14 protein-coding genes and 2 pseudogenes are annotated in these 21,306 nt (G+C 58.1%); 12 read left to right on the forward strand and 4 right to left on the reverse strand.

The genetic code is table 11. The features are described from left to right. Positions 1–14: 14 nt before the first annotated feature. The 9 genes and pseudogenes from tssM (at position 15) to M5B99_RS09470 (ending at position 12,505) form a co-directional block, all read left to right on the forward strand. A complete protein-coding gene (tssM, locus tag M5B99_RS09430) occupies positions 15–3,515 on the forward strand; it encodes a type VI secretion system membrane subunit TssM (RefSeq protein ID WP_248803776.1) in 3,501 nt (1,166 codons plus the stop codon). After that, on the forward strand, positions 3,515–4,243 hold the full coding sequence (locus tag M5B99_RS09435; protein ID WP_248803856.1) for a PP2C family protein-serine/threonine phosphatase: 729 nt from the start codon (positions 3,515–3,517) through the stop codon (positions 4,241–4,243). The genes tssM and M5B99_RS09435 overlap by 1 nt, the downstream gene beginning before the upstream one ends. A gap of 5 nt (positions 4,244–4,248) precedes the next feature. Beyond that, entirely contained in the window at positions 4,249–5,250 is a 1,002-nt protein-coding gene (locus M5B99_RS09440; protein ID WP_248803777.1) for a serine/threonine-protein kinase, read from the forward strand. A gap of 21 nt (positions 5,251–5,271) precedes the next feature. Continuing rightward, the gene (tssI, locus tag M5B99_RS09445) at positions 5,272–7,311 is read left to right on the forward strand and encodes a type VI secretion system tip protein VgrG (RefSeq protein WP_248803778.1); all 2,040 of its coding nucleotides are present in this window, start codon (positions 5,272–5,274) and stop codon (positions 7,309–7,311) included. Between the two features lie 53 nt (positions 7,312–7,364). Then, positions 7,365–10,043 carry a hypothetical protein gene (locus M5B99_RS09450; protein ID WP_248803779.1) on the forward strand — a complete coding sequence of 893 codons (2,679 nt, stop codon included), beginning with the start codon at positions 7,365–7,367 and terminating at the stop codon, positions 10,041–10,043. Between the two features lies 1 nt (position 10,044). Beyond that, entirely contained in the window at positions 10,045–10,806 is a 762-nt protein-coding gene (locus M5B99_RS09455) for a hypothetical protein (protein ID WP_248803780.1), read from the forward strand. A gap of 643 nt (positions 10,807–11,449) precedes the next feature. Further along, complete coding sequence (locus M5B99_RS09460; protein WP_248803781.1) at positions 11,450–11,836, forward strand: lysozyme inhibitor LprI family protein; 387 nt, start codon at positions 11,450–11,452, stop codon at positions 11,834–11,836. A gap of 79 nt (positions 11,837–11,915) precedes the next feature. After that, positions 11,916–12,050 (forward strand): annotated as a pseudogene (locus tag M5B99_RS09465) (cytoplasmic protein); the annotation flags it as partial. A 71-nt stretch (positions 12,051–12,121) separates the two neighbouring features. Beyond that, positions 12,122–12,505 carry a type VI secretion system amidase immunity protein Tai4 gene (locus tag M5B99_RS09470; RefSeq protein ID WP_263860464.1) on the forward strand — a complete coding sequence of 128 codons (384 nt, stop codon included), beginning with the start codon at positions 12,122–12,124 and terminating at the stop codon, positions 12,503–12,505. A gap of 127 nt (positions 12,506–12,632) precedes the next feature. On the opposite strand, the gene M5B99_RS09475 is transcribed toward M5B99_RS09470, so the two are convergent. From M5B99_RS09475 to M5B99_RS09490, 4 genes and pseudogenes are all read right to left on the reverse strand, one after another. Further along, on the reverse strand, positions 12,633–12,980 hold the full coding sequence (locus M5B99_RS09475) for a DUF6124 family protein (RefSeq protein WP_248803783.1): 348 nt from the start codon (positions 12,978–12,980) through the stop codon (positions 12,633–12,635). Between the two features lie 627 nt (positions 12,981–13,607). After that, positions 13,608–13,787, reverse strand: a pseudogene (locus M5B99_RS09480) (dienelactone hydrolase); the annotation flags it as partial. Between the two features lie 674 nt (positions 13,788–14,461). Beyond that, positions 14,462–15,061: a hypothetical protein gene (locus tag M5B99_RS09485; protein WP_248803784.1), complete on the reverse strand. Its 600-nt coding sequence runs from the start codon at positions 15,059–15,061 to the stop codon at positions 14,462–14,464. A gap of 413 nt (positions 15,062–15,474) precedes the next feature. Beyond that, a complete protein-coding gene (locus tag M5B99_RS09490; RefSeq protein WP_412548717.1) occupies positions 15,475–17,067 on the reverse strand; it encodes a carbohydrate porin in 1,593 nt (530 codons plus the stop codon). 247 nt (positions 17,068–17,314) lie between these two features. Between M5B99_RS09490 and M5B99_RS09495 the strand changes: the two genes are divergently transcribed. The 3 genes from M5B99_RS09495 (at position 17,315) to M5B99_RS09505 (ending at position 21,200) form a co-directional block, all read left to right on the forward strand. Next, positions 17,315–18,607 carry an MFS transporter gene (locus tag M5B99_RS09495; RefSeq protein WP_248803785.1) on the forward strand — a complete coding sequence of 431 codons (1,293 nt, stop codon included), beginning with the start codon at positions 17,315–17,317 and terminating at the stop codon, positions 18,605–18,607. Between the two features lie 13 nt (positions 18,608–18,620). After that, complete coding sequence (locus M5B99_RS09500; protein ID WP_248803786.1) at positions 18,621–20,096, forward strand: glycoside hydrolase family 32 protein; 1,476 nt, start codon at positions 18,621–18,623, stop codon at positions 20,094–20,096. Positions 20,097–20,201: 105 nt separating this feature from the next. Further along, positions 20,202–21,200: a LacI family DNA-binding transcriptional regulator gene (locus M5B99_RS09505; protein ID WP_248803787.1), complete on the forward strand. Its 999-nt coding sequence runs from the start codon at positions 20,202–20,204 to the stop codon at positions 21,198–21,200. Positions 21,201–21,306: the final 106 nt, after the last annotated feature.

Below are 21,306 nucleotides of genomic sequence, written 5' to 3' on the forward strand. Positions count from 1 at the left end.
ATCAGGGACGTGTAATGAAAAACTTCTTCAAAAAAACCTGGGCCTTCCTGTGCCGGACTTGGGTGTGGACACTGCTGCTGTTGCTCGGGTGTGCGCTGTTGGTATGGTTCGTCGGCCCGCTGTTTGCCGTTGATGATTACAAGTTCTGGGAAAGCTCCAATTCGCGCTTGCTGACCATTTGCGCGCTCTGCCTGCTATGGGGGCTGTTCATGGTCTTCGTCAGTTGGCGCGGCACCGTGCGCAAGAAAAAGCTCGAGGACAGCGAGGACGGCCAGGTTCAACTCAAGCGTGAAGAGTCGATCAGCGAAGCCGAGAAAACCTTGCGTGCGCGTTTCAAGGACGCCATGCGGATCCTCAAGACCTCCAGCCTGTACCGCGGGCGCAGCGAGCGTTGGCGCAATGACTTGCCGTGGTACCTGTTGATCGGGCCGCAGGGCAGCGGTAAAACCAGCCTGCTGGATTTCTCCGGGCTTGAGTTTCCGCTGAACAAGGTTGAGCGCAAGCTCAGCCGTGACGAAACGGGGACCGAGCATTGCGACTGGTATTTTGCTGACAACGGCGTGCTGGTCGATACCAGCGGCCGCTACCTGAGCCAGGACGATACGTCAGTCGATGGCGCCGCCTGGAAAACCCTTTTGGGCTTGCTGCGATCGCGTCGTCGCAGCCGACCGCTCAATGGTGTCCTGGTGACCCTCCCGGTCAGCATCCTGCAAAGCGGTGATCGCGAAAATATGCTTGCCCTGGGGCGGACCATTCGTAACCGACTGCAGGAAATCCACCAGCAACTGCATGTCGATGTGCCGGTTTATCTGATCTTGAGCAAGGCCGATAAGGTCGCGGGCTTTGATGCGTTCTTCGACCAACTGTCCCTCGAGGAAAGTGATCAAGTCCTGGGCGCGAGCTTCGGCAAAGACCAGCAGGGCACCGACGTCGAGGTCATGAACCAGGAGTTTCAAGAGTTGCTGGCGCGTTTGAACGCGCAAGTGATTTCGCGCATGCATCAGGAGCGTGACACGCAGCGCCGTGGTTTGATCCTCGATTTCCCGCTGCAGCTGGGTCTGATCGGTTCGAACCTTGGTTTCCTGGTCGATGCGGCCTTTACCGGCAATCGTTATCAGCGGGCCAGCAAACTGCGCGGCTTCTACCTTACCAGTGCGCCGCATTTCGATCGTACGGGCAGGTCTGCGGACGACGGCCAAGCGTTACCGCTGATGTACGCCGGCCGGGCGCGTTTCATTCACCATCTGCTGGCACGGGTGATTTTCCCGGAGGCCGAGTTGGCGGGGCTCGACAAGCGTGAAACCCGGCGTATCAGTTGGGGGCAGCGTGCGTTGTACCTGGGGGCGCTGGCTTGCATGGGCCTGTTCGGGTGGGTCTGGGCCGGAAGCTTTTCGGCCAACGACAATGGCCTGGAGACGGTCAAGAGCCTGGCCGAGCAACAATCCCGGCAACAGGCAACGCTGAACCCGCAAGATGATGTTATGGCCGCGTTGCCGGTGCTCGACAGCCGTTATGCGGCCACGCGGGTCTTCCCGGAGAAAGGCGATGCGGCCTATAGCGAACGTGGCGGCCTATACCAGGGCGAACCGAGCAACCCGGCGTTGGAGGATGCCTATCATCGAGCGCTGCAGAAAGAACTGCTGCCACGGGTTGCCCGTACTCTGGAAGGCCAGATCCGCGCCAACATGGGCAATCGTGAGCGCCTGCTTGGAAGCCTGCGTGCCTACTTGATGCTCAATCTGGTGGAGCGCCGTGAAGCCGCTACGCTCAAGGACTGGATGGCCGCCGACTGGTCGCTTCGTTACAGCGGCGACGCCGCGGTACAGGCCAAGCTCAATGAGCATTTTGGGCGCCTGTTGCAGCAGCCCTTCGTTTACCCTCTGAACGATGCCCTGGTTGCCCAGGCCCGCCAGGTCCTGCGTGCGGAGTCATTGGCCAACGTCGTTTACCGGGTGTTGCGTGAGCAGGCCCGCGAACTGCCCGAGTACCGTTTCAGCCAGCATCTGGGTCCGCAAGGTGCGTTGTTCACCGGCACTGACTCTGTGATACCGGGCTTTTATACCCAGAAAGGCTACCAGCAGTATTTCATCACCCAGGGCGCCAGCCTGGTGCGCGATATCCTGCGTGACAACTGGGTCCTGGGCGAGGGCGGCAGCCTCAGCGGCATGGACATGCGCCGCCTGATGGTTGAGCTCGAGCAACTGTATTTTGGCGACTACGCCAACTATTGGAGCGAGGCGGTCGCGCAGATTGGCCTGGATCCGATCAGCAGTGCCCAGGACGGTGCCGACCAACTGGCGGGGCTGACCTCAGCCAATTCGCCGATTGTGCAAATGCTGGTCGAGGTCCGCGAGAACACTCGCTTCCCGGCCATGCTCGATACAGCTGATACCGCAGGGGATGTCGCCGACAAGGTGGGCGGAAAGCTTGGCAAGTTGGGCAAGGCCGCGGCGGCTGCGGCAGGGCAGGCCGGTGAGGCCATGGCCAAGAGCCTGCCGGACACCGCGAAGAAGTCGCTGGAGCGCCGTTTCGAGCCACTGCATCGTTTGCTCGATGACAACAATGGCCCCGCTGCCGATCTGACGCCCGTGTTGCAGGCGCTCAACGACCTGCAACAACAGTTGTCCGGCCTGGCGCGCGCCAGCCAGCCGGAGCAGGCGGCCTATGACCTGGCAAAGAACCGCCTGGGTGGCCAGCGTGACGCGATGAACAGCCTGCGCAATGCCGCTGCGCGCTTGCCGCGACCGATCAACGTCTGGTTCAACAACATGGCGGATGACACCTGGATGCTGGTGCTCGACAACAGCTACCAATACGTCAACCAGCGCTACCAGGCGGAGCTGTACGGTTTTTACAGCAAGGCGATCAACGAGCGTTATCCGTTCTACGCACACAGCAGCAGCGATGTGGCCCTGAACGACTTCCGCGAGTTCTTCAAGGCCCAGGGTATCGCCGATCACTTCTTTGATACCTACCTCAAGCCGTTCGTCAGTGGTGAGGCCGGCAACTATCGGTTGCGCAGCGTTGATGGCCGCAGCTTGCCGATGTCAAAAGTGTTTCTCGACCAGATGGGCAACGCGCAGATCATTCGCCGCAGCTTCTTTGCCGAGAACCCCAACGAGCCCCAGGTGCAGTTCAAGCTCGAGCCCTACACCCTTGACCCTACGGTTGGGAGTGCGGAGTTCCGTTTCGGTGACCAGCAGATGGTCTATCGCCACGGCCCGATCGTGCCGGTAGCGTTCAAATGGCCGACTGACGCCAATGACGGTCGTACCAGCCTGTTGCTCGAGGACCTGAGCGGCAAGGCCATCGGTATCGAGAAAAACACCGGGCCGTGGTCGCTGTTTCGCCTCTTCGACCTGATGCAGACCGAGTACCAGAGCGGCCGCGATGTGCTGATGATCAAGGCCAATGTCGGTGGCATGCGTGTCAACTACCTGGTGCTCAGCCAGCGCTCGCCGAACCCCTTCGACCTGAGTGCGCTGCGCAGCTTCCGCATGCCGGTGGCGCTTTGATCCCGGTCGCCACTCAATGGCGCAGCGCGGGCCGAACCCATTCGGGCAAGGTCCGGGGCCGCAACGAAGATGCCTTCCTGGACCGCCCGGAGCGCGGTCTTTGGGTGGTCGCCGACGGCATGGGCGGGCATCAGGCCGGGGATCTGGCCAGCCAGATGATTATCAGCGGACTCGATGAGATGTTGCTGGAGGGAGACTTCGACGCGCAATTGCGTCAAGTGCGCCAGTGCCTGCATTGGCTCAACCGGCGCATGGGGCAGGAAATCACCGTTACCGTCGATCGTCAGGACAGCATCATGGGCAGTACCGTGGTTGCCCTGTTGGTGCAGGACAAGCGTGCGGCCTGCATCTGGGCAGGAGACAGTCGTTGCTACCTGTGGCGTAGCGGCCAGCTGTTTCAGCTGTCCAGGGATCACTCGCTTCAACAGCAATTGATCGACGAGCAGCAGATGAGCCGTGAACTGGCTGCACAGCAGCCAGGCGCCCACGCATTGACGCGGGCGTTGGGGGCGAGCGAGCAACTGAAGCTGGATATTCTTGAGCTTGAAGTTCAGCCCGGTGATGCCTTTTTGCTGTGCAGCGACGGGCTCTATCAGTGCCTCAGCGGTGAGTCATTGGGCAAAGCGATGAATTTGCCACTGCCCGGCATCGCGCTGGAGCGGATGTTCGAACACGTGTTGAGTGGCCGAGCCGCTGACAACCTCACAGGGGTGGTGATACGCCAGTGAACAACATGACTTCAGCCCTCAACAACCCCCAGGCGTGGGTCGAGGCGGGTGACAACCTGACCTACTTCGCCTTCGCCCAGGGTGCCGCCAAGGCGCCGCCGGTGCGTGCATCGGCGAGCCCGACGACGCCGTTGCCCGAAGTATTGAGTGGTCGCTATCGCCTGGAGGGACTGCTGGGTGCTGGGGGCATGGGAATGGTTTACCGCGCCCGGGACCTGTTGCAGGAGCAGTACGGCGAACCGGACCCTTTTGTCGCGATAAAACTGCTGCGTGAAGATGTCGCCGATTGCCCGGATGGTGGTGCGCTGCTGTACAGCGAGTTCGCCCTGACCCGTCATCTCGTGCACCCGCATGTGGTCCGGGTGCACACCTTTGAGGTCGACACCCGTAGCCAGCAGGCCTATTTCAGCATGGAGCTGATTCGTGGCATGCCCATGGACCAGTTGCTCTGCGAGCGGCCCTTGGGGATGCCCTGGCACGAGCTGCGTGGCATCGTCTTGGCCATGCTCGATGCATTGGCCCACGCCCATGCCCGGGGTGTGCTGCACGGTGACATCAAACCGAGCAACGTGATCCTCGGCGAAAAAGGCGTGCGGCTTTTCGACTTTGGCCTTGGGCAAGCCATGGATGGCGTATTGCCTGGCTTGCCGCAACTGAAGCGCAGCCGCTTCAACGCCTGGACCCCCGGTTATGCCGCGCCAGAGTTGTTCGACGGGGCGCCGCTGTCGCCGGCGAGCGATGTTTATGCCGCCGCCTGTGTGATCTATGAGCTGGCCGGTGGCAAACATCCGTATCGCCGACCCACGGCGCAGCAGGCCCTTGAACAGCCACTCGCTTATCGCCTCGAACGACCGCGCAACTTGCCGAGAAAATGTTGGCCGGCCCTACGCACGGCCCTTTCGTTGGAGGCTGACGCACGGCGCATCAGCATCCAGGACTTGCATCACGTCATCCGGAGCGAACCCTTCAACCTGCTGCAACGCTGGGTCAGCCAGCGCAATGGATAATGTCCTTACAGGGAGAACAGCATGTTCAACAGCAGTAATGAAACCCACTTCAGCCTGACCATCAATGGCCTGGACCTGGATTTCAAAGTACTCGAATTCAAGGGCAGCGAAGGCATCAGCCGTCCTTATCGGTTTGACCTGGAATTGGTCAGTGAGCGTTCGGACATCGACCTGGAAAGCGTGCTGCACAAGCAGGCGTTTCTGGCCTATGACGCTGCCGGTAGCGGTATTCATGGGCAGATCTATCAGGTGGCCCAGGGCGACGCCGGCAAGCGCCTGCACCGTTACAAGATCGTCCTGGTGCCGCAGCTGGCCTATCTGGAGCACCGCATCAACCAGCGCATTTTTCAAAAAATGAGTGCGCCGAAGATCATTGCGCAGATCCTGGAGGAACATGGCATTCAGGGCGATGCCTATCAATTCCATCTTGGCAAACCGTGCCCTGATCGCGATTACTGCGTGCAGTACGACGAGAGCGACCTGCACTTCATCCAGCGTCTGTGCGAGGAGGAGGGGGTGCACTACCACTTCGAGCACAGCCCCGAGGGGCACCTGCTGGTATTTGGCGACGACCAGACGTTCTTCCCCAAGCTCGGCCAACCGACAGGCTACGTGCAAGACACCGGCATGGTCGCCGACGTGCCCGTGATCAAGCGCTTCAATGTCCGCCTGGAAACGCGTACCAGCCGTGTCAGCCGCCGCGACTACGACTTTGAGCAGCCACGCCTGTTGATGGAAGCGGCCTACCAGCCAGACCAGCAAAGCGCTGAGCAGCCTGACCTGGAAGACTACGACTACCCGGGGCGCTTCACTGATCGTACGCGCGGCAAGCAACTGAGCCAGCGCGCCCTTGAGCGGCACCGCGCCGATTACCAACTGGCCGAAGGCAAGGGTGACGAGACCCGCCTGGTCAGCGGCCACTTCATGGCCCTCAGCGACCATCCGCGCACAGAGTGGAATGATCTCTGGCTGCTGACCGAGGTGTTTCACGAGGGCAAGCAGCCGCAGGTGCTGGAGGAGTCGGTCACCAGTGACACCACCAACAACAAGGACGACTTCCACCAGGGCTACCGCAACCGCTTCCTGGCCACCCCCTGGGACGTGTTCTATCGACCGTCGCTCAAACATCCCAAGCCTCGGGTGCTGGGCAGCCAGAGCGCGGTAGTGACCGGCCCCAAGGGCGAAGAAATCCACTGCGATCAATACGGCCGCGTCAAGGTGCAGTTCTTCTGGGACCGCGAAGGCCAGGCGGATGAGCAGACCAGTTGCTGGCTGCGGGTGTCATCCAGTTGGGCGGGGCAGCGCTATGGCGGTATCGCCATCCCGCGGGTGGGCATGGAAGTGTTGGTCAGTTTCCTGGAAGGCGACCCCGACCAGCCGTTGGTGACCGGCTGCCTGTATCACAAGGAAAACCAGGTGCCCTATGACCTGCCGGCGAACAAGACCCGCAGCGTCTTCAAGACCCTGAGCAGCCCCGGTGGCGGCGGCTTCAACGAGCTGCGCATCGAAGACAAGAAAGGCCAGGAGCAGATCTTCATTCATGCCCAGCGCAACTGGGACGAGAACATCGAGCACGACCAGAAGATCCACGTGGGCCACGAACGCCATGACACCGTTGAGGCCAACGCCTACAGCGAGTTCAAGGCCGAAGAGCACCGCACCATCTTTGCCGACCGCAAAGGTGAGGTGAAGGTCGACGACCACCTCACCGTGGGCAACAACCAGCACGTGAAACTGGGCGTTGCGCAACTGGTCGACGCCGGCACTGAAATTCACCTCAAGGCCGGGCAAAAGATCGTTATCGAGGCCGGTCTGGAACTGACCCTCCAGGCCGCGGGCAGCTTTATCAAGCTCGACGCCGGCGGCATCACCCTGGTCGGCGCGCAGATTCTGGCGAACGCCGGCGGGTCGGCGGGCAGTGGTACCGGGATTGGGATCAAGCCGCCGGTGCTGCCGGGTGCGGCGGATAACGATAAGGCGGGGAGTGTGATGGCGGGGGCGCTGGTGAATGCGCCGCTGGAAAAGGTCAAACCGAAGCGAATGCTCAACTTCTCCGGCTGACAGGCACTGACGGCGCTCCAAGCCACCAGGGATCAGAATTCAGGTAATTGGTAATGACTGAGACAACAGCAAGCAAAGTAGAGAAGTGGTCGTACCCCTTCAAAATAGCGGGAGCAGAAGCGACGGATCCGCAGCAGTATTACAAGGCGTTGGCCAAGGCCAACGACGGTTATTACCCATTGGGCAGCAATGGGCTGTGGCATGGTGGCGTGCATTTCGATGAGTCCACGGGGCTGGTGGCGCAGCAGAGCGAGGTGCGTTGCATTGCCGATGGGCAAGTGATTGCGTATCGCATTGATGAAGCTTATCCAGTCTCTGCCTACAGCGACCGTAGCACCATTGCCTCCACAGGTTTCGTGCTGGTCAAGCACCAGTTGGAAGTGCCCGCTCCGCCCGCTCCGCCTACTCCGGCAACGGCGGCAGGTGCCACACCGGCCCCGGCTGCCGCAGGCGGGCCGACACTGGTGTTCTATAGCCTCTACATGCACCTGCTGGACATGGCTGGCTACAATGCAACGCCTGCACTGGCCCGTCCCGCCTATTGGGGCGGCGACACCTACCAGGTCAGTGCCAGCGCCAACGACAAGGTGCTGGGGCTTAACGTACACGCTGCTCAGAAGAATACGCAGGGCTACGAGCAAATCCTTGCCACCTTGCCGCAAGGCACCACGGTGACCACCGGAGAGGCCAGTGCGAATGGTCAATGGCTGAAGATCGTCAGCGTTTCTCCCGAGATGAGTGGCCTGGCGGCAGACACCGGTTGGATCTACAAAGCTAATATGAACAGCCTGGGTAACAACCAGTACCTGATCGGCAAGAAAGGCGACGACGTTCCCGCCACCCAGGTCAAGGGCCTGAACGTGCACAAGACTGCCGCCACCAGCGGGGCCATCCTGTCCGTGCTGCCGACCGGCACACAGGTCAAGATCAGCGAAGAGGGCGCCAGCGGCCAATACCGCAAACTGGTCGAGATCATCAGCGGTACCCCGGTTCCGGCGCTCACCGCCGACGCCTCCGGCAGCCTGCCGGGTTTTGTTTGGCTGCCTTCGCTGGAGACCCGGCGCGAGCCCAAGGCCATGGGCAGCGTGGTGGTGCTCGACACACCCGTCACCATCAAGGCCGGAGCCCTGGTCGGCCACGCGGGCCAGTACCAGAATCACGATGAAGGCAGCCCACGTAACCTGGTCCACCTGGAGGTCTTCAGCTGCGACGACGTGGAGGCCTTTGTCACGCAAAGCCGCAGCAAGGCGAATGCTTTGCCGGCCGACCAGAAAAATCTGATGAAGGTGTACAAGAACACCAAACTCATCACCCACCGCGCCGACATCAGCAGTACGAACCCGCCTAAGGTCAGCGATGACGGCACGATGACCGGATATGATCTGATCATCCCCGTCAGCGTGCTTGAGGCCATGCCGGCCGATAAGAAAATCAAGGTGCCCGCCGCCACACAAGGCGGCGGCGACACCCTGTGGTGGCACCTGGAAGGCCTGCTGGGCGACGCCCAGGGCAACCCCATCAGCGGCTGGCTGGCGGAACAGGACCTGATGACTACCCGGCACAACCCGTGGGAATGGGAAGGCTTTGAATTCATTGAAGAAACTGTCAGCAACGCCGATCATCTGGCGGCCAACTTCCACGACCGCAACCTGCTGGACGACAGCGAAAAAGCCACCTTCCTGCCCAAGGTCAGCACCTCCACCCGCGGCCCGGCGAAAGAGCGTCTGTATAACCTTATCGACACCGACAAAGACGACAAACTTACCGCCAACGAGATTCGTGCAGCCCTGGCCAAACCCTGGTTCGCGCAATCCATTTCACAACTGGTGACCAAGTACGAGAGTGAGTGGTACTACAAGGCTGAGAAGTGGGACGCGCTGGATGAGCTGATGGGGCATACGGCGGCGCAACCCAATGTGAGTTGGGTAGCGGAGAAGAAGCGGATTGAGAAATTGGCTTGGTGGGGGGATTTGGCGGGGAAAGAGGGGATTGGTGAGGGTGGGAAAATTTGGCATTTTCATCCTGTGGGGATGCTGAGTAATTCAAAGTGTCAAGGTGGGTTTATCAATGTCGATAAATTTATCTCGGAATACGTAGCTGTTCACATGAGTTTTGATGGCGCTAATGTGGCCTTGTCTGATGTATCAAAGGTCAACATTAAAAGTATAATTGAAAATATAAATAAATATGTAGATTCTACAAAAGAAATTGTGACGGTGTATGAATTGTCTTATATGTTTGCGACCGCTAGGGTTGAGGCGTACAACTTTCTGGCACATGAGTATTTTAGTGCCGCTCCAGAAATTGGTGGGGTTGACTATTTTAATAAATATGACCCTGTCTTAGCATCAACGCAAGCGCTGCGTAATCGTGCGATTAGTCACGGAAATATAACGCAAGGCGATGGTTATAAATATCGTGGTCGAGGTTTAGTGCATTTGACTTGGAAAAGTAACTACCAAAAAGCAAAGGATAAATTTGGGTTCGATTTTGTAAGCTCTCCCGAATTGGCGGCTGATTACGATAAGGCTGTGCCAATTATGATATGGGGTATGCTTGAGGGAGTGTTTTCTGGGAGAAAGCTCGGTACGTATGTTAATAATGATTCCAAAGATTATGAAGGCGCTCGAAATGTCATTAATGGTTCTGATAGGAAAGAGTTGATAGCGAGCCATGCAGTACGGTTTGAAGAGGTCTTAAAAAAATCATCAATTGCTCCTGAGGTCAGATAAATTGAAAGCGAAACTGGTATTTTTAGCGGTTGGAGTTTGTTTTTCGCTCACATCAGCGGCGGCAGTAATAAAAGTAGAAGGTGGGGCTTTTACAAGCGATGACGGTGGCTCAGATCTTCAGTTTAGTTCGCGTAAAGAAAAAATTTCGGTTCGCAATGTGGTAGGCTCTGAGGGGGAAAACTCAAAGTTGCTTGTTAAGTTTAATGGAAGGCCTGCGTTGTACTATGAAAATATTGCGGGTAGAACGTTGTATGAGGGGTATTTTACTCTGCTTTACTCGGCGGGTAAGATAAAAATTGATTGCTTGTACGTGAATATTCGTAGCGGAATGAACGGGGTTTTGGTTAGTAAGGCTGTTTGTGGGTTAGATAGAGCCCTAGATGAACATTATACTGACCTGATTCCGAAGTATAGCGATACTTGGTTGTTGGACGTGGCTGGGGTCGATACAAGTGGCCTTTTAAGTAGTCCGCCTGCTTCCGTCTCAGTCGTCGATGCTACATGGTCGGATCTCAGTATTGTTCGGGTCTACGACAATGCTTCCAGTTTGGTTGAGGCTTTGCCGCGCGTAGAGATTAAGTCGAAAGAAGGGTCGTACTTGTTTGAAGATGCTTTTTTCTATACGGTTTATAATTTGCCTGAAAAAAATACGCCAGCTTTTTTAGAGAGGGCAGATAAAAAAGGGGAGGTGTCTTTTAAAAAATACGATTATGCAGCGCTCAAGGCTCTATTGGTAGCACCCAATCCAACAAATAATCGTTAGTGGTTTGCTCAGATGTTAATGTGAGTGAAAATGGGACATATTTATTTTTACCCATGTGAAAGTGGGATACCCATTAGCCGGTCTCGAGTCAAGGTTACAAGCCACCGCCCCTGCAGTTTTTAACTGCAGGGTTTTCCCTATTTCTCAACCTGCCTGGTTAAACCCGTCGAACCTGTTTCCTCATCACTGGCTACGACCGAGTCGTGCCTGGCACCCATGTGGATCAAGCGGTCGCGATACAGCACGCGCCACCCTGGCAGTTAACTGCCCCAGAGAAACGTTGGTGCCGCCAATGTGTCCAAAACATGTCACAGAGCTGTGGCTCGTGCAACGCACGTCCAGTCCCAGCGGGTTCACTTGGCAGACGACCCGGTTACAACACACTCAGGCGTGTGACAGCCGGACGCCACTCAGGTTTCATGGTTCGCGCCCAGTCCCTTTTTGGTTGGCCGGCCATCACCTTAATTCGCTCCTCAGGCGAAACAACGTTTGGCATCGAAAGGCTGTTTCTCCTTCAGAATGAGTGAAAATGGGACGGATTTATTTTGTAATTGGTTATATTGAAGGGGCTCCCACTATCAACCAGTATGAGCAAGGCCGAAAACGGGCTAACTATCCAAGAAATAATCGCTAGAATCTAAATATGAATAAGTTTTTGTTGTCGGTGGCTCTGTTGTTTTCGATGTCGGTTTTTGCTGCGCAGCCCAATTGCAGTGAGGTTGCAACGAGCCAGCAAGTCGATGCTTGTGCAAAACTGGCTAAAGAGTCTGCGGACTCGAATCTAAATGAAAGCTATAGGAAGCTGATGGTGAGGGTTAATTCGCAGTACCAAGCTAGCCCAGAGCTTGGGGGCGGGTTTATAGCTAAGCTAAAGGATTCGCAAAGGGCATGGTTGAAATTGCGCGATGCAAATTGCGCTTTGGAAGCATTTGAGGTCGAAGTTGGGCCGCCGGCCTATGTAACAACCATAAATAATTGCGTTGCGAGAATGAGTTTGGTGCGCTCGGTCTATTTGGATAAAATGCTTTAGAGTGAAAGCGGGGCAGATTTATTTTGTGGAGGCTCTGATTTCGGAGAATAGCGGCCTCCTTATCGGTGGCTTTCGGTCTGAAGTGTCTGGCTGGTCGGACGCTCAGGGGCATGCCACATTGTTTGACGGCAGAATGTGTTATGACCACTGCTATTTCAAGGAGCCAGGTGTGAACTATCAAACCGACCGCGCAAACTTCTGGAGTTTGTCCTGACGAAATATTTGACTGCGGTCTTGGTACTGGTTTGGGCCGCCGCACCTTCCAACTGTTGATCCAACGATGATCTGGCCAACTCCCCACAAGCAGGCGGGCGCACATACGCGCAAAATTACAAAGATAGGGTGCTGGCAGACTGCATCGCTACAGCATACAAAAGCAAACCTAAAGCCGCCCAGGACGTCGGTAGCAGTGCCAGTGCGCTTATGGACTGGACCTATTTCGATCTGGAGCAAGCACCTCAAGCCAGCAGGCCTCTGGTTGACCAGTTTCTGGCTCGTGATTATCACAACCCACTGGTCGAATCAGAGCGGCAAGGCGTTGGCTTTGATCTGCTCAAATGCCTGGACCTGTATCACAGTAATGAGTTGGACAATCAGGTCAGGCAATGGCTGATCAACCCCCAGCACACCTATCGTCAGGACAACCCGCCACGAGCCCAGAAGGATTGACCCTGCACGGTGATTGGCGGTGAGTAATCGCTCGACCATTCGGCGTCCCCGACGTCGCAGTGAATGACCGCGTCGCCCATCCAGAACGGGAAGTCCTGCCTCCCGTTCTTCTATCGTTTGAGCGCCGTCAGCCGCTGACGCTGACCGCTTGCCCATCCAGCATCGAGTCTATCTTCAGCTGTGCCAGCTCAATCAGATGAACCACTCCCATCGCCACCTTGCGGTTCGAACCGGTTTGGTTGTCGGCGTGCTCATAGGCCGTGGCCGCAGCGGATTGCAGAATCGAGTAGACGTCGGCCAGAGCGTCTTCCTGGTTCCCGGGTTCATTCAGATGTTCATGCAACACGGTGACAGGTACTGGTTTTGCGCCTGCCTTCGGACCGAGGTTGTAGTGAGACAAAGCCCGGTCGGCGATACGAGGGTCAATGCTTTCGATATTGGAGGTCGTAGGCGGATTGGGTGTGATTTTGAACATGGCAAAACTCCTTGGTAAGTGGAGTCGCCAGACATCGCTGCTAAACGGAATGGGTGGCGACTGTACGCGGGTTAGCAGACCGGTTACCAAGGGACCCGGCGCACTCGAAAGTGCCCCACGCACAGCCGCCATAGAGAACAGCAGGCGCAAAAAAAGCGCCGCTTGAACGGAAGGCGGCACTTGCGTGCCTCGGTAAAAACGAGCTGCTAAACCCGGTCACTGAATTTGCAGTGACGGAGTGAAGCCTAGCCATGAGATCAGGCGCAAACAAGCGGTCAGGATTTTCTAGGAAATTTCACTCAATGGAAAGAGAGAACTCTTGCCGGCTGCTGAAGTTGACTGCTTCTGGTAGAGGTTGCGAGCGCCACTGCCCCTGTGTTCGATCCTGCTGGTTGAAAGGTGCCGTTGATGGGGGCTGCTTTCGAGCCAAGCTGGGCGTTATCCGGGCTGAACCATGAAGACGTCCTTCCATGACGCATCCTCTTGCTCGGTGGTTAAGGATGCGCCATGACTCTCCGAGACTGAACACCTAGAGCGATTGCGCCAGGAACTCGCTGATCACGCCAAGCACTTGCTGCTGGATCAGCGCCCGCGGGCGGCCCCCATCACCATCCCGGCAGATTAAACCCTGCAGCCGGCAAGTACAGGATGAGCCTTGCAGTCCTCGGCAAAGCGTTGCGGATCAAAGCGAGCACCGCCGATTTCCAGCGCGGTCCAGCCCCCGAGAGAGTGTCCGATGACCGCGATCTTGTGGCTGGCCAACCGGCCAAACCGCTTCGGTTGGGCGCTGATCGCATCCTTGGCCTGGGCCGTAGCGGTCATGACCATCAACAGCAGAGCAGCACACAGCGTTTTCATTCCTTGAATCTCCCGAGTGGTAAGTCGCGGCCTCTACACCGTCTGCACGGGCCTGTTTGGCGCCAGCGGCGAACCCAGGCCCAGGCAGCGATAGACGGCCTCCATGACACGTTGTCTGCGTGTGGGGAACCCGGCGTTCCAGCGCCAGCGCATGACGTACAGCGGCACCGCGAAGAGCAGCCATGCTACGGCGCACAGACCGGCCAGAAAGGGCCAGGACGCGCGGTTCGTTCCTGTCACCGCGCTGATGCAGGCCCCGATTATGAGAAGGGCAATCAGTAGGGCGGTCAGTTTCAGGACGTAGCGGTGTTCGCTTCCGGGGGCGATACGTGTCGCGGCATAAGGCTGCGAATTTCCTTGCCAGGCGAAGTGCGTGACATAGACGGTTGCGCAGGGCGTACACCCGGCGCTCGCCGGTCGGCGTGAGGGGCGTATCCAGCACCGCCAGCTCAACACGGTCCCCTTCGGCCAGGAAGGGCGAGGTCGGTTGCCAGGAAGGCTCGCTGGTCAGGAACCACATCGATTGGCCATTGACGTCGAAGCTGTAGGCGTTGCCCCGTTTGTAGAGCGACTTCGCCGTCAGCTTCGTCAGCCGCCCCTCGACGCGTTGGATGTCGGGCAATTCAGCGGCCATGAGCTTGTGCCCCGCAGTACTTCACCATGACCGATGTCATCAACTGTAAGGTCTGCCTGCGACTGAAACTCTCCCAGAGGGTGCCGAAGGAAAAGACGATCTGCAACAATGAAAATATCAAGGCGGCCATGGCCAGTGCGCCGACGATCAGGAACGGAAGATTCCAGGCGGAGTTGATCTGCAGCGCCAGGAAGAAGGCGGCAGCCCCGATCAGGCCACCCGCTGCGGCCAGCCACAGCGCGCGGGGCAGCGAGCGCCATGCCTTTTCGACGCGCACCTGCGTGGGCTCGGGTGCGATGGGTTGCTGTGCACCTTGCGGCAGTAACCAGTCGAGCGCGTGCGTGCCGTCGTGCATCTCGAAAACACCGGCCACGACCGGCGTGCGTTGGTCGGCCAGGGCCTGCAGCGTCGCGGGGCTGATGTGCTGCTCGCGCAGGCGAGCGTCGACCACGATGCCGTCGAGAACAAACCGCACTCGGCCGATATCCATTGCCGTGGTGACGGCGACACGGAAGTTGTCGAGCGGACCTTCGAGCACCTTGATCGCGCGCGCTCGGCGATCCTGCTTGATGGGAATGACCTCTCTCATGGTTTCAGCCGCCTTCGCTGTAGCGAAGGCATTCGATGGGTTCTTCACGCCATGCGGATGGTGTTACACAAATGGGGGATATGTCGTTGATGCTCAGCTCGACCTCCACAGCCTCAAGCATTAATCGGTGAAGGTCCGTCTTGCTCTCATTCGTGGTCATCACGATCATTCCTGTCTACGTACAGCTAATAAAATCGATCGGAGATTAGGCTGCATCCAGCCTGACCGATAGGCTTTTCATTCACCGGTGGTTGGGCAGTCTGTCGCAGATCGTAGCAGCCGGCTCAGCCGGCTGACCATCAGGCGGGTAGAAAGCGGCGCACCCGGGCCTGCAACAACTCGGTCAACTCAGGGGCCCTGTAGTCAAAGTCATCCGGGTTGCCGTAGATGTCCGCGTGATCGAAGCTCGTCGGCTAGAACCAGGTTTCCATTTGCACCCCCAGTTGCCAGACGCCTCCAGACCTGAAGCCCTTCTGGCCGAAATCATCGGTTGAGCTGAAGTTATCGAGGTTTCTGGACCAGTTCATATAGGTGGCGAACAGGCGCAATTCAGGGCGCGTGAAGAAGTCGCCGGTTTGCAGCTTGAAGGTGGGCGCCAACGTGACTTTCCAATAGTCGCCGTCGGCTGTATGGCGGCCGGCATAGCCACGCGCATCCAGGTCCATCGTCTGCCAGCTCAGCTCATATTGCATTTCAAAGTTGCGGCTCAGTTCATTGGCCAATCGCACGTTGAGCGTCAGGTAACGATAGTCGTCGCCAGGGACATAGCGATCCTGGCTATGCTCGGCAATCAGTGTCGGCGCGATACGCCAATCGTCATTCAGGCGAGTGTGGCCATAGAGTGCCAGCCGCAACGTCTGCGCCTGCTCAAGCAAGTCGCCATCGGCGCCAATGTTGTTGACCTCCGCTCCCAGCCCTTTGCCGTACAGCAACGCCGCTTTGAAATAACCTTCACGACCGAAAAAGTCTGGCCGATGGTAGGCAAACATGCCATGCGAACCACTTTCGGCAGGGCTGAACCCCGACGCATTCAGCCGGGTGCCACCGGCCATCAGCCGGGCGTCGTTCTGGCCCGAAGCAATGCCATTGAACATGAGTTGCCAACGGCCATCATCGAAAAATTGATTGAGGGTCGCGACATAGCTCCTGATGTCTTTGTTTTCCTCTGTACCGAAATCGCCGTAGGAACGGCTCATCAGGGAGGCATTGATGCGCCAGTCATCGGCAAGGCGTACATCGTAGATCCCGCCGCCAGTCCCGGCCAGGAACACAATGCCCCGGTCGAGCCAATGGATGTCGTAATTGTCCCGATCGAAGCGCTTGCCGGCCCACAAGGTTGCATCGCGCAACATGGGCGTGTTCTGGAATGACGCCAGATGGCTGAGTTCGGCATAGGACTGGCGCACATTGAGCGAGCTTTGCGCCGCAGTCCAATCGTTGGGCGTTTCCACGCCGTCTGCGATCTCAAACAGGTACTTGGAGCGCGTGCCGTTATCGGCTTGGCTTTGCTTCGAGAATTTCGCCTCTGCGTAGGTGTCCACCTCATTGCCAAGGCGCCCAACCGACCCGCCAATCGACCCGGCAGGGGTGATGTTGGGGCCGCCCCGGCCGGCGCCGCCGCCATCGCTCATCATCCCGGAACGGGCATACGCGCTGAAGGAGAAACCTTGCGTGACGTCCTGGATCGAATCCACCGACGAGGCGAGGGTTGAGGTGCGCTGCTCCATGGACTGCTGGCGTGTTTCAATCTGGGCGAGCCTCTCGCCTAGAGGCAATTGTGCTGCCTTGGGTGGCGCTGCATTGACGGCAAGCTGACCTTTGAGGCGCTCGACCTCCCTGTGCAATTGGACAACATCGGTTTCAGCCGCCGCCGCCCGCTTCTCGGCGGTGGCGGTCCTGGCCTCCAGCTGAGCGAGACGTTCTTCAACGCTCAAGGCGGGTTCGGCAAGCAGGTTGGTGGTTGAAAAAAGCAGGGCAAAGATGCCCATAAGCGGCGTATTACGCATGCTGACCCTCTTGTTTTTGTATTGGGGCACTACACACCTTTCAGGCGAGTCCTTGTCCTTGGTCGAACAAGCCTTTGCCAGAGATCGCAAGTGCTCCTGGAGCCGCCGGTAGCGCGGCTTTTGCCCAGCTTGCTCATCGCGATATCAGCGGCAGTTGCACTCGACCCACTTGACAACGAGCCCGTCCAGGACGCGTAATGTGTTGCGATGTTAACGTTAACTAAAATAAAAACAAGAGGACTGTTCCATGCCAATATCAGTGAAACGTGAGTACTGGCTCATCAGTGGTTTGCTGTATTTTTTCTTCTTCTCGTGGTCATCCAGCTACTCGCTGTTCTCGATCTGGCTGCATCGAGTCATCGGTCTGAATGGCACGGAAATCGGTTTTGTTTTCGCGGCCAACGCCGTTGCTGCGTTGCTGATTCAGCCGTTCTACGGCGCGCTTCAGGATCGGCTTGGCCTGTCGAAAAAGCTGCTGGTGTGGATTGGTATCCTGCTCTGTGCATCGGCCCCGTTCGCGATTTATGTTTATGCCAATCTGCTGGCTCATAACGTGGTGTTGGGGGCGGTGGTCGGCGCGGCATTTCTGGCCTTGGCCATGCTCGCGGGAGTTGGGGTGATCGAGTCCTACACAGAGCGACTGTCGCGTCATGCGGGCTTCGAATTCGGGACCACCAGGATGTGGGGTTCGTTGGGCTGGGCCAGTGCGACGGGCGTCGTCGGCGTGGTCTTCAACATTGACCCGGATATCGCGTTTTACCTGAGCAGCATCGCCGGCGTTGCGTTTTTGTTGATCCTGTCCAGGCTCGATTTGAGCCGGTTCAGTCAACCGGGCGTGCAAGCCGGTGAGGGGGCCGGGAAGCCCGTGCGCGTGCACGATCTTTGGACCTTACTGACACTGCCGCGCTTTTGGGCATTCAGCTTGTACCTGACCGGTGTGTGCGGGATCTACATGATCTACGAACAACAGTTTCCGGTGTATTTCTCCTCTTTCTTCCCGACTCCGGAGCAGGGCACCCGCGCTTATGGCTACCTGAATTCATCGCAGGTGCTGCTTGAGGCGGTATTGATGTTGTTCGCGCCATGGGTGGTCAGCCGTACCGGCGCCAAGTACGGATTGATTCTGGCGGGCAGCATCATGTTCGTCCGGATTCTTGGCTCCGGGCTGGCAACGCAGGCCTGGACCATCGCCGCCTGCAAGATGTTGCACGCGCTGGAGGTGCCCATCCTCTTGGTTTCGGTATTCAAGTACATATCGCTCAACTTCGATTCGCGCCTGTCCGCCTCGATCTATCTGGTGGGATTCCAGTTCGCCCAGCAATTGACCGCGATGCTGCTTTCACCTTTGGTGGGTTACGGCTACGACCATGTCGGTTTCTCGAGCGTTTATGTGCTGATGGCCGGCCTGGTCGGCGCTTGCCTGCTGCTGTCATGGACCTTGTTGCGCACCGATCCTGTCGGCACGGCTTCTCCAGCCAAGGCTGCCGAGTCGCTGGAGCTTCCTGCCATTGTTCAATCCGCCACTCGTTACGAACCCTAGTAAGGACCAAGCCATGCACGCTGCACTGCTGGATGAAGCGCATCGCGCCATCGAAAGAAAAATACCCGAACGCGGCGATGACTATCGCCTCGGCTATCACCTGTCGCCTCCGGTGGGATGGATGAATGATCCGAACGGGCTGGTCTGTTTTCGTGGTGAATACCATGTGTTCTACCAGCATCACCCATACTCTGCGCAATGGGGCCCGATGTACTGGGGACATGCCAAGAGCCGCGACCTGGTGCATTGGGAGCATTTGCCCATCGCCTTGGCACCCAGTGATGTCTACGATCGGGACGGGTGTTTTTCAGGGTCGGCGGTGGTCATGGACGACAGGCTTTATCTGATCTACACCGGGCACACCTGGTTGGGGGCATCGGGTGATGACCAGAACATTCGCCAGGTCCAATGCCTGGCCAGCAGCACCGATGGTCTCTCGTTCACCAAACACGGCCCTGTGATCGAGACGGCACCGGCTCCGGGCATCATGCATTTCCGTGACCCCAAGGTCTGGCGGCGAGGCGAGCAATGGTGGATGGCCCTGGGCGCGCGCCAGGGAGACGACCCGCAACTGCTGCTCTATCGCTCCGAAGACCTGCACCATTGGGACTACCTGGGCTGCGCCCTGAAAGGTGCTCGCGAGTCGGACGGCTACATGTGGGAATGTCCGGACCTGTTCGAACTCGCAGGGTGCGACGTCTTTCTCTATTCGCCGCAAGGTTTGAAACCCAACGGTTACGATAACTGGAACAAGTTCCAGAACAGCTATCGGCTCGGCCAATTGGATGACCGTGGACATCTGAGCGAGTGCGGTAAGCTCCACGAACTCGACCATGGTCACGATTTTTATGCCGCGCAGACACTGCTGGCGCCAGACGGGCGACGTTTGCTTTGGGCGTGGATGGATATGTGGGACAGCCCGATGCCGAGTCAGGCGCAACACTGGTGTGGCGCGCTTTCGTTGCCGCGTGAGTTGAGTCGCGACGGTGAGCGGTTGCGCATGCGCCCGGCCCGGGAACTGAAGGCGCTACGGCAAGCAAAACGAACGCTGCAGATCGGCGTGATCGAATCATGCAGTCGTCCACTCGATGTACGCGGTGCACTGCTTGAGCTTGAGCTCGAACTCGACCTCGCGGGTAGCACTGCCGAGCGCTTTGGCCTGGCGTTGCGTTGCAGTGAAGACCAGCAAGAACGCACGTTGCTGTACTTCGATGCCATGGCCCGACGTTTGGTGCTCGATAGGCAATGCTCGGGCGCTGGCGTAAGCGGCGTTCGTAGCGTGCCGGTGGCGCCAGGGCAGCAGCAGGTCGCACTGCGGATCTTTCTCGATCGTTCGTCCATCGAGGTATTCGTCGACGACGGTGCCTATAGCCTTACCAGCCGGATTTATCCACGGCCCGAGAGCCTCGCCGTCAGTGCGTTCGCGATCAATGGGGCCGGGCGGTTCGGGGAGACTTCTGTCTGGAGCCTCGCCGATCTGCAGCTCTGATTTCAATGGATGTGCCATTCGTGCCGTCGGCCACCGGTCATTGTGTTGTTATGCATTTACCAAGCATGACATGATGCCCAGCCAGACAAGCAATGGCACCCGCGAATGGCTTCAGTTAAAGATGTCGCACGGCTGGCGGGGGTTTCCTTCATGACCGTTTCCAGGGCACTCAACACCCCGGAAAAACTGAACCAGGAAACTCTGGCGAAAGTTCGTCAAGCGATTGAGACCCTGGGTTATGTCCCCAGCCTTTCAGCTCGCAAGATCCGTGGTGGTCACTCCAGTGGCAAGACCATTGGCGTCTTCGCGCTTGATACCGCGACAACGCCCTTCGCCGTGGAAATGCTCCTGTCGATGGAGCGCACGGCACGGGAAAACGGTTGGAACGTTTTCATCCTCAACGTGTTCGAAGCCCCGCCGAACCAGCAAGCCATCGATCTGATGTTGTCGCATCAGCCCGATGGAATCATCTTCAGTGCCATGCAGTTACGCACGGTAGAAATTCCCCCGGTACTGCGCAGCCTGCCTCTGGTGCTGAGCAATTGCATCAGTTCGCAAGCCGGCGTTGCCTGCTACATACCGGACGATGAGGACGGTCAGTATCAGGCGGTAAAAAGCGCCTTGAAACGCGGCTACCGGAGCCCGCTGTGCATCAGCCTGCCGCACAGCAGCCTGGCCTGGGAGTGGCGTCAGCGGGGGTTGGTTCGCGCCCTCGCCGAGGTCCGCCTGGCGGTGGAGGATGTTCCCCAATACAACCTGTCGACCGACGATGCTTATCAGGAAACAATCGTCGTGCTGGAACAGCAATTGCGCGGCCCGGAGGGCAAACCGGCGTTTGACCTGCTTATCTGCGGCAACGACCGCATTGCGCTGGTCGCCTATCAATACCTGCTCAGCCGTGGCCTGCGTATTCCAGAGGATGTGGCGGTCCTTGGCTACGACAACATGATCGGGGTGGCCGAGTTGTTCTATCCGCCGCTGAGTACCGTGCAACTACCCTACTACGAGATGGGGCGCCGTGCTGCCGAGCATCTGATTCAACGCCGGGACGACCCCTCGACCCACCGGGTGGCGTGCCCGCTCGTCGAGCGTGAGTCCTGGTGACGATTCTCACTCGGCAGCAGCGCAAGCCTGGATCGTGTTGGGGCCCAGACAACAAGGCGACGTTAAAGGCGTCTTCGTGGGCATCGGATTGCGGCCAGCATGGTTC

This window comes from Pseudomonas sp. MWU13-2100 (assembly GCF_023242365.1).
Lineage (GTDB): Bacteria > Pseudomonadota > Gammaproteobacteria > Pseudomonadales > Pseudomonadaceae > Aquipseudomonas.

Bases quoted from the DNA above. Each gene is read 5' to 3' on its own strand.
- tssM (WP_248803776.1), top strand. From the start codon at position 15: ATGAAAAACTTCTTCAAAAAAACCTGGGCCTTCCTGTGCCGGACTTGG.
- M5B99_RS09440 (WP_248803777.1), top strand. From the start codon at position 4,249: ATGACTTCAGCCCTCAACAACCCCCAGGCGTGGGTCGAGGCGGGTGAC.
- tssI (WP_248803778.1), top strand. From the start codon at position 5,272: ATGTTCAACAGCAGTAATGAAACCCACTTCAGCCTGACCATCAATGGC.
- M5B99_RS09450 (WP_248803779.1), top strand. From the start codon at position 7,365: ATGACTGAGACAACAGCAAGCAAAGTAGAGAAGTGGTCGTACCCCTTC.
- M5B99_RS09460 (WP_248803781.1), top strand. From the start codon at position 11,450: ATGAATAAGTTTTTGTTGTCGGTGGCTCTGTTGTTTTCGATGTCGGTT.
- M5B99_RS09475 (WP_248803783.1), bottom strand. From the start codon at position 12,980: ATGTTCAAAATCACACCCAATCCGCCTACGACCTCCAATATCGAAAGC.
- M5B99_RS09485 (WP_248803784.1), bottom strand. From the start codon at position 15,061: ATGAGAGAGGTCATTCCCATCAAGCAGGATCGCCGAGCGCGCGCGATC.
- M5B99_RS09490 (WP_412548717.1), bottom strand. From the start codon at position 17,067: ATGCGTAATACGCCGCTTATGGGCATCTTTGCCCTGCTTTTTTCAACC.
- M5B99_RS09495 (WP_248803785.1), top strand. From the start codon at position 17,315: ATGCCAATATCAGTGAAACGTGAGTACTGGCTCATCAGTGGTTTGCTG.
- M5B99_RS09500 (WP_248803786.1), top strand. From the start codon at position 18,621: ATGCACGCTGCACTGCTGGATGAAGCGCATCGCGCCATCGAAAGAAAA.
- M5B99_RS09505 (WP_248803787.1), top strand. From the start codon at position 20,202: ATGGCTTCAGTTAAAGATGTCGCACGGCTGGCGGGGGTTTCCTTCATG.